Source organism: Bradyrhizobium sp. U87765 SZCCT0048 (assembly GCF_018131225.1).
Taxonomy (GTDB): domain Bacteria; phylum Pseudomonadota; class Alphaproteobacteria; order Rhizobiales; family Xanthobacteraceae; genus Bradyrhizobium_A.
On record NZ_JAFCMM010000001.1, the window covers coordinates 809,524 to 822,314 of the forward strand.

12 protein-coding genes are annotated in these 12,791 nt (G+C 67.7%); 9 read left to right on the top strand and 3 right to left on the bottom strand.

Features of this window, described 5'->3' with window-relative positions; genetic code table 11:
- Positions 1-49: 49 nt before the first annotated feature.
- Positions 50-541, bottom strand: coding sequence for a MarR family winged helix-turn-helix transcriptional regulator (locus tag JQ639_RS03535; protein WP_211969378.1), 492 nt, complete (start codon positions 539-541; stop codon positions 50-52).
- Between the two features lie 151 nt (positions 542-692).
- Between JQ639_RS03535 and JQ639_RS03540 the strand changes: the two genes are divergently transcribed.
- Positions 693-1,247 (top strand): flavin reductase family protein, encoded by a 555-nt coding sequence (locus JQ639_RS03540; RefSeq protein ID WP_211969377.1) that lies wholly within the window; start codon positions 693-695, stop codon positions 1,245-1,247.
- 255 nt (positions 1,248-1,502) lie between these two features.
- On the opposite strand, the gene JQ639_RS03545 is transcribed toward JQ639_RS03540, so the two are convergent.
- Complete coding sequence (locus JQ639_RS03545; protein ID WP_249123523.1) at positions 1,503-2,891, bottom strand: FAD-binding oxidoreductase; 1,389 nt, start codon at positions 2,889-2,891, stop codon at positions 1,503-1,505.
- A gap of 408 nt (positions 2,892-3,299) precedes the next feature.
- Here JQ639_RS03545 and JQ639_RS03550 point away from each other — a divergent pair, with 408 nt between their 5' ends.
- The 6 genes from JQ639_RS03550 (at position 3,300) to JQ639_RS03575 (ending at position 8,413) form a co-directional block, all read left to right on the top strand.
- Positions 3,300-4,241, top strand: a complete 942-nt coding sequence (locus tag JQ639_RS03550) for an ABC transporter substrate-binding protein (protein ID WP_211969376.1) — start codon at positions 3,300-3,302, stop codon at positions 4,239-4,241.
- 85 nt (positions 4,242-4,326) lie between these two features.
- Positions 4,327-5,103: an ABC transporter ATP-binding protein gene (locus JQ639_RS03555; RefSeq protein WP_211969375.1), complete on the top strand. Its 777-nt coding sequence runs from the start codon at positions 4,327-4,329 to the stop codon at positions 5,101-5,103.
- The gene (locus tag JQ639_RS03560; RefSeq protein ID WP_211969374.1) at positions 5,103-5,867 is read left to right on the top strand and encodes an ABC transporter permease; all 765 of its coding nucleotides are present in this window, start codon (positions 5,103-5,105) and stop codon (positions 5,865-5,867) included. Before JQ639_RS03555 ends, JQ639_RS03560 begins: the two co-directional genes overlap by 1 nt.
- The gene (locus JQ639_RS03565; protein WP_211969373.1) at positions 5,864-6,616 is read left to right on the top strand and encodes an ABC transporter permease; all 753 of its coding nucleotides are present in this window, start codon (positions 5,864-5,866) and stop codon (positions 6,614-6,616) included. Before JQ639_RS03560 ends, JQ639_RS03565 begins: the two co-directional genes overlap by 4 nt.
- Positions 6,617-6,645: 29 nt before the next feature.
- Entirely contained in the window at positions 6,646-7,605 is a 960-nt protein-coding gene (locus tag JQ639_RS03570; RefSeq protein WP_211969372.1) for an SDR family NAD(P)-dependent oxidoreductase, read from the top strand.
- Between the two features lie 16 nt (positions 7,606-7,621).
- Positions 7,622-8,413, top strand: coding sequence for a MoaF C-terminal domain-containing protein (locus JQ639_RS03575; protein ID WP_211969371.1), 792 nt, complete (start codon positions 7,622-7,624; stop codon positions 8,411-8,413).
- A gap of 106 nt (positions 8,414-8,519) precedes the next feature.
- Here the strand turns inward: JQ639_RS03575 and JQ639_RS03580 are convergent, their stop codons facing one another.
- Positions 8,520-10,979, bottom strand: coding sequence for a penicillin acylase family protein (locus JQ639_RS03580; protein WP_211969370.1), 2,460 nt, complete (start codon positions 10,977-10,979; stop codon positions 8,520-8,522).
- Positions 10,980-11,225: 246 nt separating this feature from the next.
- Between JQ639_RS03580 and JQ639_RS03585 the strand changes: the two genes are divergently transcribed.
- Together JQ639_RS03585 and JQ639_RS03590 are read left to right on the top strand one after the other, a co-directional pair.
- Positions 11,226-11,579 (top strand): RidA family protein, encoded by a 354-nt coding sequence (locus JQ639_RS03585; RefSeq protein ID WP_211969369.1) that lies wholly within the window; start codon positions 11,226-11,228, stop codon positions 11,577-11,579.
- 132 nt (positions 11,580-11,711) lie between these two features.
- On the top strand, positions 11,712-12,776 hold the full coding sequence (locus tag JQ639_RS03590) for a HoxN/HupN/NixA family nickel/cobalt transporter (protein WP_211969368.1): 1,065 nt from the start codon (positions 11,712-11,714) through the stop codon (positions 12,774-12,776).
- The last annotated feature ends 15 nt before the right edge of the window (positions 12,777-12,791 follow it).

Genomic DNA, 12,791 nt, shown 5'->3' on the forward strand with positions numbered 1-12,791 from the left:
TCTTACTTTATGATGATGCAGACGCCGATCGTTTGTCAATCCGCCAGGCTTACTTTTTGCGCTTCGTGCCCGTCTTCGCCTCGGCCGCGCGCTGCGGCGGTTCGACGCCGATCATGCGCCGCAGCAACTTCACCAGCTTGGCGCGCTCCGCCTTGGTGAGATTGCCGAGCATCTCTTCGTGATAGTCCTTCACGAGATGCTGCATCTCCATCAGCATGCGCGTCCCCGCTTCAGACAGCATCAGTTCGTGCGCGCGGCCGTCCGACGGCGAACGGCGACGCACGATGAGGCCGCGCTTCTGCAGCCGCGACACGATGTTGCCGGTGGTGACCTTGTCGAGGCCGATCATCGCCGCGAGGCTGACCTGATCGACATGGGCATGCTTGAACAGCGCGGTCATCACTACATGCTGCGGCGCGGTGATGTTGTAGGCGCCGGAGCGCGCCTCGAACAGCGCGACCGAGACCTGGTGGGCGCGACGAATCAGATGGCCCGGTTTTTCCAGCAGATCCGCAATTTCGAGATGTGAAGGGCGCCGCACGGTGATGACCTCTGTTGCAATACGCTACCCATATCGAGCCCGGTGGTTAAACACAATCGCCCACCCCTCCCGCGCGATCCATCTTGCGCCAGATAGTAATCATACGTACTATCTAGCCATCCGGCCCTCTCGGCCGCGTGGAGAGCATGGCATGACGTTCGATGGTGGCGACGGCGGATGGGCGACGGCAACCGCGCAGGACGGCGCCCCGCCGCCCCGCGCGGAGTTGCAGGCCGACGGCTTTCGTGCGGCGATGCGCCGCGCCGCCAGCGGCGTCGCCGTGATCACCACGACCCATGACGGCGTCGACCACGGCATGACCGCGACCGCATTCGCTTCGGTGTCGATGGACCCGCCGAGCCTCCTCATCGTCGTCAACAGGGACACGTCGCTGCACGGCCCACTGCACGCCAGCGGCCAGTTCTGTGTCAATATCCTCGACGAGGACCAGAGTGTGGTCGCGCAGCGCTTCGCCAGCAAGCCGAGCGGTCAGAGCCGCTTCGAAACCGGCGCCTGGCAACGCGACAGCCGCACGCCGCCGCAGCTCACAGGCGCCCAGGCCCGCATCACCTGCCGTCTGCGCGAAACCACCGCGGTCGGAACCCACGTCATCTTTGTCGGCGACGTCATCGACAGCGCCGCCGCGAGCGATGGCGCGCCGCTGCTGTATCTCAATGGCAGCTACGCGAAGGTCGCCTCGCGGTGAACCCATCTCTCGTTATCACCGGGCCCACCCCAACAGGTTCGCGCGACGCGCGGCCTAATGACAGGCTCCACGCCGAGCCCCGGTGATCCAGCTTTAAAATGAGCGTCAAGCACTGGACAAGCTGGATTGCCGGGTCAAGCCCGGCAATGACGTCTTGGGCGTGGCTGACGCCTCAAATCAACCAAACAGTCGAGGATCCAGTCGAGCCATGACGTGGTGGGTGTAACATGCCTCGAAGCACGAGAGGCAGCCGCACTAGCCATAGATCTTCCCGGGATTGAGGATATTGCCGGGGTCGATCGCACGCTTGATCGTGCGCATCAGTGCCACCTCTTCCGGCGCGCGGGTCATCGGCAGGTGCTTGCGCTTGTCGAGACCGATGCCGTGCTCGGCGGAGATCGAGCCGCGCATGGCGGCGAGCGGTGCGTAGACCAGTTGCTCGACCACGGCCTTGTCCGCCACCGTGCCGCACGAAGCGGCGATATGCAGGTTGCCGTCGCCGAGATGGCCATAGGCAATCAGCGTCGCCGTGCCGAAGCGCCGCGTCAGTTCGTTGCGCAGGCTCTCGACATAGCCTTCCATAGCCGGGATCGCCAGCGAGACGTCGAACACGAACAGCGGATCGAGAGTCTTGAGATAGTGCACGTCGTCACGGATGCGCCACAGGTTCTGGCGCTCGGCCACCGACTGGGCGATCACGGCATCAATGATCCGGCCCTGCTCGAGATTGTGTTCAAGCGCAGCCTCGAAGCGCTGGCGGTCTCCCTCGGCGTCGGCCCCCTCCCACTCGATCAGCGCATAGAATGGATAGCCGCGCGACAGCGGCGGCGGCCGCCGGCCGGGCTCGGTGATCAGGTGGTAGTAGTCCTGCCACATGATCTCGTAGGAGCTCAGCGTGCCCGCCGACTTCTCCTGCATCTCGACCAGCGTCTGCGCCACCGAGGCGAAATCCGGGAACGCGGCCAGCACGGTCTGCTGTGACGATGGCTGGCTGCGCAGGCGCAGCACCGCGCGCGTCACCACGCCAAGCGTGCCTTCCGTGCCGATGAACAGCTGCTTGAGATCGAGGCCGGTGTTATTCTTGAGGATCTTGAACATCGACGACACGACGGTGCCGTCCGGCAGCACCGCCTCCAGCCCCAGCACCATGTCGCGGGTCATGCCGTAGCGCAGCACCTTGTTGCCGCCGGCATTGGTCGCAATGTTGCCGCCGATGGTGGCGCTGCCGCGCGCGCCGATGTCCAGCGGGAACAGGAAGCCGCGGTCCGCGGCATAGGTCTGGACCGCCTCCAGCGGCACGCCGGCCTCGACGGTGATGGTCTGCGCCACCGGATCGAGCTCCTCGATGCGGCTCATCAGTTCCAGCGACAGCGCGATCTCGTCGGGGCCGACCATGGTGCCGCCGACAAGGCCGGTCATGCCCGCGCGCGGCACCACCGGCTGGCCGGCGGCATGACAGATCCGCAGCACGGTGGCGACCTCCTCGGTCGAACGCGGCCGCACCAGCGCCATCGCCGCACAGCCCTCCTGGATCAGACGAGACACCGGCCGCTCGCGCACCGCGTCGCCCTCCAGCACGCTGTTGGGGCCGAGCGCGGCCCGCAACTGCTGAATGACCATGTCTCCCCGCGCCGACCGTTCCATCCCGACCTCTCGCATGATGCGCCGCAGGCGCATGACGTGCTGGACTTTTGCGTTATCAACGCGCTGTCCCCCGGCAAGTCAAGAGGTAAGCATACGTCCGATCTGCGCGCCGATACGCGCGGATGCCGGCCGCACCGGACGATGTCGATGGCATCGCGTCGGCTAACCGGGAACGCGAGCTCCACCGCTCGCGCCACTGCAGCGACGCCTGCGGATCCCTGCGCGCCTTGCAGCGCATCATGACAGGCGTCCCGATCGGTCAATCAATCCTGCGCGACCAAGCAAGACGGCTTTCGGCGCGCGCAGTAGCTTGCTTCGCACACCGTGCAGCGCCCCGCCACGCGCATCACACGATGATCGTCGTCACCGGCGCACCATGCCGCCGCAGCCATCCCGGAAGGTAATCCCATGAGTGTTCGAAAGCGCGCGGGTTTGACCGCCCTGTTCACCGCTCTGACCCTGACGGCGACGGCATCGCTGGCAACGGCGCAGACCAAGGTCGTCATCGCCGTCGCGCCCGCTCCCGAGATGGTGGCGGCGTTCATCGCCAAGGAACAGGGCCTGTTCAAGAAGAACGGCCTCGATGCCGAAGTGCGGGTGATCCAGGGCGGCGCGGCGATCCCCGTCGCGCTCGCCTCCGGCGGCATCCAGATCGGCGTGTTCGGCACGCCCAACCTGCTGCAGGCCAACGACAGCGGCCTCGACTTCGTTGTGGTCGCGGGCGGCGCCGTGGCGTCGAAGACCGACGAGAACTACGGCATCGTGGCCAAGGCCGGCTCCGGCATCGAGACGCCGAAGGACCTCGCCGGCAAGAAGATCGCGCTGCCCGGCCTCGAGGGCTTCTTCCACGTGCTGGCGCGCGAGTGGCTGACCAAGTCGGGCGTCGACACGTCGACCGTCACCTTCATCGAGGGCAATTTCCCCGCCCTTGGCGACATTCTCAAGGCCGGCACGGTGGACGCCATCGTCACCACCCAGCCGTTCCTCGGCCGCGCGGTATCGAGCGGCGCCGGCGCCAAGGTGTTCCACATCGCCCATGAGCTGCCCGACGGCCTGCCGCCGTTCGTCTATGTCGCGACGCGCAAATGGGCCGAGGCCAACCCGGCCGTGGTGAAGGCGTTCAGGCAGTCGATCGCCGAGGCCATCACCATTGCCGAGACCCATGTCGAGGCCTCGCGCGCCGACTACGGCAAATACGTCAAGCTGCCGCCGGACGCGCTCGCCACCGTGCAGTGGAACAAGATGAGCGCCGACGTCCGTCCGGACCAGATCCAGCTGTGGATCGAAATGATGCAGCGGCAGAAAATGCTCAAGACGCAGATCGACGCGGCCTCGCTGTTTCCCAAGTGAGCCTTGGCTCCCAGGTGATCCTTCTTCCCAAGAGGGCCTTCGACAACGCCCCGAGCGACCTCTTCGAGCGTGAGCATTTTCTGCCGTGAGCCTTCCCCCGCACGACGTGCCACCGATCCTGCGTTTTTCGTCCATCGTCCTCGATCTCGGCGGCCGCCGCATCATCGACGGCCTGTCGTTCGATGTCGCCCGCGGTGAGTTCGTCTGCATCGTCGGTGCATCCGGCTGCGGCAAGACGACGTTGCTGCGGCTGGTCTCGGGCCTGCTGAAGCCGACCGGCGGCACCGTGCTGCGCGAGGGCCGCCCGATCGAAGGCCCCTCGCCCGACGTCGCCATCGTCTTCCAGGACTACGGCCGGGCCCTGCTGCCCTGGCGCACCGTCGCCGGCAATGTCAGCCTCGCACTGGAGGCCGCGCACGTGCCAAAGGCGGAGCGTGCCAGCCGCATCGCGGCGCTGCTCCACAAGGTCGGCCTCGGCGCCCATGCCGACAAGTATCCGGCGCAGCTCTCCGGCGGCATGCAGCAGCGCCTGCAGATCGCGCGCTGCCTCGCCCAGCAGCCGACCATCCTGCTGATGGACGAGCCGTTCGGCGCGCTCGACGCCATGACCCGCCAGGGCCTGCAGGACGAACTGGCGAGCCTCGTTCGCGACGCCGGCGCCACCGTGATCTTCGTCACCCACGACCTCGAGGAGGCGATCTATCTCGGCGACCGCATCGTGACGCTGGAAGCCAATCCCGGCCGTCTCGCTGACATCACCGACGTGCCGCTGGCGCGGCCGCGCGACCAGTTGCTGACACGGGAGCATCCGGACTTCCTGCGGCTACGCCACGGTCTCTACGACTTTTTCAGGCACCACTGATGCGCGCGCGCTCCACCGTGCAGGGCCTCGTTCTGCCAGTCGGCGCGCTGCTGCTCGCCGAGATCGCGATGCGCGCGAGCGGCATCCGCAGCGACGGCCTCGCGCTGCCGAGCGATGTCGCCATCGCCGCCGTCGCCGGCCTGCGCGACGGCACCGTGCTGCAGGCGACCGGCGACACGCTGGTGCCGGCCTTCGGCGGCGCGGTGGTCGGCGGCGGCCTCGGCCTGCTGTTCGGACTGTGGCTCGGCCTGTCGGCGCTCGCCGACGATCTGTCGGCGCTCACCGTCGAATTGCTGCGGCCGATCCCGCCGGTGGCGCTGATCCCGCTGGCGCTGCTGGTGTTCGGCTTCGGCTTCACCATGGAGGCGCTGATCGTCGCCTTCACCTGCTTCTGGCCGATGCTGCTGCTGACCCGCGCCGCGACACGGGCGATCGACCGCGAACTGCTCGACGTCGCTGATGTCCTCGGCCTGCCCGCCGCCGCGCGGATCTGGAAGATCGTGCTGCCGGCGAGCCTGCCGCGGGTGTTCGTCGCCGCCCGCCTCACCCTCGGCATCGCGCTGATCGTCGCGGTCACCACCGAGATCGCGGCCAATCCCTCGGGCATCGGCTATGCACTGGTGTCGGCGCAGCAGGAACTGCGGCCGGACATCATGTATGTCTATGTCGGCTGGCTCGCCCTGCTCGGCTGGGCGCTCAACGGCGGCCTCGTGCTGCTCGAACGCCGCCTGTTCGCAGCCGGCCGCGCGGAGGCTGCCCGATGACCGGCCTGTCGCGCGCCGGCTCGGCCGGCATCGTGCTCGTCCTCGTCGCGCTGTGGGGCGCCGTGGTCGCGGCCGGCGCCGTGCCGCGGGTGTTCCTGCCGAGCCCCGGCGCGACGGTCGCCGCGCTCACCGACGGGCTCGTCCATGGCGATCTGCTGGCGCTGACGCTCGCCACCATCCGCCGCATGATCGTCGGCTGGATTCTCGCCTCGGTGGCCGGCGTCGCGCTGGGCACGCTGGTCGGGCTGTCGCGCCACGGCCGTGCCTTCCTGATGCCGACACTGGAGTTCCTGCGCCCGTTGCCGGCGTCGAGCCTGCTGCCGGTCGGCATCGCCCTGTTCGGGCTGACTCCCGGCATGCTGCTGATCACGGTGGCATTCGGCGCGATCTGGCCGACGCTGCTTGCCACAGTGCACGGCTTCACCGCGATGGACCGCCGCCTCCATGAGGTGGCGCAGGTGCTGCGGCTGTCACGCACCGCCTTCATCATCAAGCTCGGCCTGCCCAACGCCCTGCCCGACATTCTCTCCGGCATGCGGCTGTCGCTCACCGCGTCGCTGATCGTCACCGTGGTCGGCGAAATGCTGACGGCCCAGACCGGGCTCGGCACCACCATCCTGATGGCCGGACGCACCTTCCGCAGCACCGACCTCTATGCCGGCGTCATCCTGCTCGGCCTCGTCGGCTACCTCAACAACACCCTGCTCGAATTCGCCGAGCGGCGCCTGCTCGCCTGGCGGCGGCGCTGACCAGCCAGCAACAAGGAGGCAACGACAGCATGGCCACGTCCTTCGACCGCACCACCACCATCGACGAGGTCCTCCGCGGCCTCGACCTGCATGGCAAGACCATGCTGGTGACCGGCGCATCGTCCGGCCTCGGCCAGGAAGCCGCGCGCGGGCTCGCCGCACAAGGCGCGCATGTCATCCTCGCGGTGCGCTCCACCGGCCGCGGCAACGCGGCCGCCGACGCGATCCGTGCCCGCCATCCCGACGCTTCGCTCGAAGTCCGCCTCGTCGACATGGGCTCGCTCGCCAGCATTCACCGCTTCACCGATGAAATCGCGCTGGCCCATCCGGCGCTGCACGGACTGATCGGCAATGCCGGCGTGATGGCGACCGACGAAGGACGCACCAGCGACGGCTTCGAGCTGCAGTTCGGCACCAACCATCTCGGCCACTTCCTGCTGGTGAACCGTCTGACCCCACTGCTGGTGAAGGGCGCGCCGTCACGCATCGTGATGATGAGCTCGGGCGCGCACCGCCTGCACAGCGTCGACCTCCACGATCCCAACTTCAGGAACAAGCCCTACGACCGCTGGGACGCCTACGGCCAGTCGAAATCAGCCAATGCGCTGTTTGCGCTGGCCTATGACGACCGCCATGCCGGACAGAACGTGCGCGCTTTCACCGTGGCGCCGGGTATCATCACCGAGACCAACCTGCATCATCACCTGACCGAGGAGATGTTCGTGCCGCTGCGCGCCCGCCAGCCGGGCGTCGTCGACCTGCCGCGCAAGAGCCTCGCCGCCGGCGCCGCCACCATGGTGTGGGGGCTGGTGCATCCCGACCTCGATGGACATGGCGGGGATTTTCTCGAGGACTGCGGCTTCTCGCAGGTCAATCCGGATCCGCGGCTGCCCAACGGCGTCATCCCCTGGGTGCGCGACCACGACCTCGCCGACAAGGTCTGGACTCTGTCCGAGCGCCTCGTCGGCGAAACCTTTCCCCGCCCCTGATCCCACGGAGTTCGACATGAACGAGCCACAACAACGGCCGCAGCTCGCCCAGAACATCGCCGGCACCCTCGGCTTCAATCGCCTGCCGAGCAGCGACGCCCTCGCCGGCACGACGCTGGCGCTGACACTGGAAGACGGCGGCCAGGCGACCATCGCCTTCGACCGCGACCATGGCTGCACGTGGAGCGGCCTGCCCGGCTTCACGGCCACGTCCGGCCAGGCCACCACCGATGTGGTCGAAGCGGCACCGGGCGTGTACTTCATCGACCTGCTGCTGTCGCCCGATGCACCGGAGACGGTCAATGTCATCGCCGACACCACCACACACCGCGCGCTGATCGTCGGCACCCGGATGAACCCGCCGGTCGTGCGCGACACCCGCCTGTCGCAGCAGTTCACCACCGCAACCATCGACGGCGGCGCGGTGACCGGCACGGCCGCGGCGCCGACCCGCGATCTCGTCAACCACCGCGCGCTCTATCACTACAGCCCCGAGACGACCTACGAGCACATCTACATCAACACGAAATGGTACGCCTATCAGTGCGTCAACGGCGCGCGGCGCGGCGACTGCGGCTGCGATCCCGTCAGCTATTACAAGATGCGGGATGACCTCTATGTCGTCACCTGGCGCGAGATCCTGATCGATATCGCCGTGGTGTTCGTCTATGACATGAAGGCGATGCGCACCACCGGCAAGGCCTGGGGCCTGCTCGGCGTGCCGCCGCAGATGCGCAATGCGCCCGCGGGCGCCTTCATCGAAATGCTGCAGGGCGCAAACTACCCCGCCGGCGTCGAGCTGGTCTGAACCATCCGTTGCAGCGTGTCGGCCCGACGCTTTGGGGGAAGCGAACGGCCGATGCGCTCAAAACCCTGCAGGCCCGCGGATCGACCGCGGCCTGCAGGGTGACTTCTCACCGCGGTGTCAGCACGATCGCTTCCGCCGTCGCCGCCTCGACCGCCGCGCGGCTGTAGAGCAGCGGCACGTAGGAGCCCGCAGCCCACAGCGGCGCGAGATCGCGATAGTGCGGGCTGTAGGGATCGCCCGACTGTCCCGGCGTGTTGATGACGCGGCTCGCATCCCAGTTGCCGACATCGAGCACCATACGGAACGAGGCGCCGGCCGTGAGCTGGTAGTCGGTGCGCCGGTAGGTCGCCGCGCGCGGCACGTTGGCCGCGCCGGCGAAGGCGAGCGGCCCGACCGTCAGCTGCGCGGCCGTGGCCTTGTCGGCGAGCGGCGCCAGCGCGTGGGTGAACAGCGCGCGGTGCAGCTTGCCCCAGGCCCAGCGCGACGGATCGTCGCCGAGCTTTGCGGTCACCTCGGCGACGGCCTCGCCAAGGCTCGTCAGCAGCAGCCGGTCGCGGGCGGCCGCCGGGTCACTGCCAAATCCCTCATCCGGCTTTTCCAGCAGCGGCACGATGGCCGGAATGCTCGCGGGGTCGAGCGCGATGACATCAGCCGCCTTCGGCGCGACGGCCTTCGCGACCGTCGCACCCAGATGATTGGCGATCCACACCTCGAACACGGCCGCCGCCGCGCTGTCGGCGGTGTCGCGGGCGTCCCAGCCCTTGAGCAGATCGAGACCCCGCCGCACATTGGCATCGTCCGACGACAACGGCTTGAGCAGCGCCACCAGACGACGGCCGAGCATGGTGGTGTCGTCGTTCTGCAGATCCATCGCATCCGCCAGCGTCATCTTGGTGTTGGCGCCGAGCACCTCGGCGATCCGCTGCCAGCGCGCCGCGTCCGACCACTCGAAGCCGACCTTGCGCTCCGCCACCGGATAATCCGGCGGCAGGTTCATCTGGTTGGCGCTGGCGAACCAGCCCTGCTCCGGACGATAGACCCGCGGCAGCTCGTCGAGGGTCAGAAAACCCTTCCACTCATAGCGGCCATCGCCTGGCACAGGCATCAGGCCGTCATAGCTGACGCGGCGGGGCGTCTTGCCGCCGGGCACCCAGCCGATGTTGCCCTTCACATCGGCATAGACCTGGTTCTCCGACGGCGCGCCCCAGCGCCGCATGGCGGTGAGGAAGCCGTTCCAGTCCCTGGCAGTCATGTAGTCGGACGAGCCAAAATAGGCCGAGGTGCCCGGCTCGAACCAGACCGAACGGATGGCGAAGGCGCGGTGGCTGGCCTCGTCGACGAACAGCACCGGGCCATGGCGGGTGAACTTGAGTTCGAGGTCGCGCGCCCCCTCGCCCTTCACGTCCTCCTTCTCGTGCACCACGCGCATGCTCTCCCAGCCGCCGTTGTAGCGGTACTGGTTGGGATCGGCCGGATTGAGCTCGTAGACGTAGAGGTCCTCCTGGTCGACATTGAAGATGGTGAGCCCGAAGGCGATGGTGCCGTTGTGACCGATCGAGATGCCGGGCAGTGCCGGTTCGCCGGCGCCGATCACCGACAGCCCGGGCGCATTGAGACCGACGATGTAGCGCAGCGACGGCACGCTGTGCTCGCGATGCGGGTCATTGGCGAGGATCGGCCGGCCGGTCGCGGTGCGTGACGCCGCCACCACCCAGTTGTTGGAGCCGATGGTGTCACGCTGCGCGGCCGCCTCGGTGAGGAAGGTGTCGGGATCGTGCAGCATCGCCGCCTTCTGCCCCGGCGCGGCGAAGGCCACGGGACGAGTCGCGAGGTCGTAGAGCGCAAGCACGCCCTTGGGCACGCTGCAGGGATCGAGGCCATCCGGCACTTTCGTGGTCCATGGCGGCTCGAGCTTGACCCGCAGGCGATCGGCCTCCAGGCCCGCGGCGCAGGCGACTTCGGCCCGGCGCACCTCGGAGGCGACATTGCGTGTCAGCCCATGGCTGCGGACCCGCACGACGTCCTCGGCCGACCACAGGTCCGGCTGCGTTCCGGCAAGGCGGAATTCCATCGGCAGCGGCCGCCCTCCCTCGCGCACATCGGCGACATAAGCGTTGATGCCGGCGACGAACGCCTCGGCATAGGTCTTCGCCTTGGGACCGTAGGCGGCCCACTCCGCCGTCATGTCGCCACGGTAAAGAAACAGGCGCAGCGCGCGATCCTGCTCGACATAGGACGGCCCGAAATCCTTCGCCAGCAGCCCGAGCCCGCGCTTGCGCCAGAGATCGATCTGCCACAGCCGGTCGCGCGCGGCGTTGAAGCCCTGCAGGAAGAAGACGTCATGCTCATTGCCGGCATAGATGTGCGGGATGCCCCAGACATCGACCAGGATCCGCGCCGGGGCCTGCAGGCCGGCGACGGTCGCGGACGAGACCCGCGCTGCCGGCGGCAGCGTCTCCTTCGCCTCGCGGGCGACGGCGGGCAGGCCCGAGACCGTGATGAGAGAAGCGGTAATCCCCGCAACGCAAAACGACGAACGAACGGCCCGTGTCAGGCTCTTGTGCATGTCCATCCCCATATGTGGTCGCAGCCTCGACGGGCGCGATCTTGTCCAGCCTCACGCGAGCGCATGCCGGTTGGGCGCAGCGTAGCTGTGTCGCACCGATGCCGGCAAGACGCGCCCGCGGATGGCAGGGGCGCTGTCAACCGCTTCCCGGGAACTGCGCGGACGCGCACCGCGCGATTGACATCACCGCGGTTGTATAGCAGTGCGACGGTCTGAATTTCGACCACCCACCTCAAGGAGACCAAGATGGCCGACATCCGCCGCCTGCATTCCAACGCCCGCATGAGCCAGGCCGTGGTTCACGGCGACACCGTGTATCTCGCCGGCCAGGTCGCCCAGCGCGCCGGCGGCGGCTCGGTGGCCGAGCAGACCCGCGACATTCTCGCCCGCATCGACGAACTGCTGGCGGAGACCGGCTCGGACAAGACCAAGATCCTGTCGGCGACCATCTGGCTGACCGACATGAGCCGCTTCGCCGAGATGAACGAGATTTGGGACGCCTGGGTCGCCCCCGGCGGCCAGCCGGCGCGGGCCTGCGTCGAGTCGAAGCTCGCCGCGCCGTCCTACAACGTCGAGATCGCGATCATCGCCGCCCGCTGAGGCGACGGCATCGGAACACCGCGCGGGCCATGCCAGCGCGGTGTCTCCCCACGACCGTTTTCCCCGCCGGCGTTCGGCGCGGCTTGGTACCGGCTCCCGGGTCCCGGCCAGGGCAATGCCGCAGGAGTTCCGATGTTCAGGGCCGTGAAGCATCTGTTCGACGAGAGTTCGCCCGATTTCAAGGCCCGCCTGATCGCGATCTACGCGGTCGTCGGCCTCCTCAACATCGGCGCCTGGGTCTGGGCGTTCATCGCCTTCCGCCACAGCCCGACCATGCTCGGCGTCGCTCTTGTGATCTACGGCCTCGGGCTGCGCCACGCAGTCGACGCCGATCACATCGCGGCCATCGACAATGTCACGCGCAAGCTGATGCAGATGCGCCAGCGCCCGGTCGCGGTCGGCTTCTTCTTCGCCATTGGCCATTCGACCGTGGTGATCATCGCCAGCGGCGCGGTCGCGGTCGCCGCCACGCTGCTCGGCAGCTTCGGCGCATTCCAGAATATCTCCGGCATCATCGGCACCAGCGTCTCGGCGCTGTTCCTGCTGGCGATCGCCGCGATGAACATCGTGATCTTCGTCTCGATCTACCGCAGCTATCGCCGCGTCCGGGCCGGCGGCCCCTATGTCGAGGAGGATCTCGACCTGCTGCTCGCCAATCGCGGCTTTCTCGCACGCCTGTTCCGCCCGGTGTTCCGGCTGGTCACCAAGAGCTGGCACATGTTCCCGCTCGGTTTTCTGTTCGGCCTCGGCTTCGACACTGCGACAGAGGTCGCGATGTTCGGCGTCTCCGCGGCGCAGGCCGCCAAGGGCGTGCCGTTCACCGCCATCATGGTCTATCCCGTGCTGTTCGCCGCAGGCATGTCGCTGGTCGATACCACCGATGGCGTGATGATGCTCGGCGCCTATGAGTGGGCGTTCGTCAAGCCGATGCGCAAGCTCTACTACAACATGTCGATCACGCTGGTGTCGGTGATCGTCGCGCTGCTGATCGGCGGCATCGAGGCCCTCGGCCTGATCGGCGGCCGGCTCGGCCTCGAAGGCGCGTTCTGGGAATTCGTTGCCGCCCTCAACGAAAACTTCAACAACCTCGGCTTCGTCATCATCGGCCTGTTCATCGGCGCCTGGGCGCTGTCCTACATCATCTACAAGGTGCAGGGACTGGACGAGGTCGACGTGCGGATGAGCGGGCAGTCCTGAGCGGCAGCGCGCCGG

Coding starts and splice junctions, on each gene's coding strand:
- JQ639_RS03540 (WP_211969377.1), top strand. CDS start 693: ATGACGTTCGATGGTGGCGACGGCGGATGGGCGACGGCAACCGCGCAG.
- JQ639_RS03545 (WP_249123523.1), bottom strand. CDS start 2,891: ATGGAACGGTCGGCGCGGGGAGACATGGTCATTCAGCAGTTGCGGGCC.
- JQ639_RS03550 (WP_211969376.1), top strand. CDS start 3,300: ATGAGTGTTCGAAAGCGCGCGGGTTTGACCGCCCTGTTCACCGCTCTG.
- JQ639_RS03560 (WP_211969374.1), top strand. CDS start 5,103: ATGCGCGCGCGCTCCACCGTGCAGGGCCTCGTTCTGCCAGTCGGCGCG.
- JQ639_RS03565 (WP_211969373.1), top strand. CDS start 5,864: ATGACCGGCCTGTCGCGCGCCGGCTCGGCCGGCATCGTGCTCGTCCTC.
- JQ639_RS03570 (WP_211969372.1), top strand. CDS start 6,646: ATGGCCACGTCCTTCGACCGCACCACCACCATCGACGAGGTCCTCCGC.
- JQ639_RS03575 (WP_211969371.1), top strand. CDS start 7,622: ATGAACGAGCCACAACAACGGCCGCAGCTCGCCCAGAACATCGCCGGC.
- JQ639_RS03580 (WP_211969370.1), bottom strand. CDS start 10,979: ATGCACAAGAGCCTGACACGGGCCGTTCGTTCGTCGTTTTGCGTTGCG.
- JQ639_RS03585 (WP_211969369.1), top strand. CDS start 11,226: ATGGCCGACATCCGCCGCCTGCATTCCAACGCCCGCATGAGCCAGGCC.
- JQ639_RS03590 (WP_211969368.1), top strand. CDS start 11,712: ATGTTCAGGGCCGTGAAGCATCTGTTCGACGAGAGTTCGCCCGATTTC.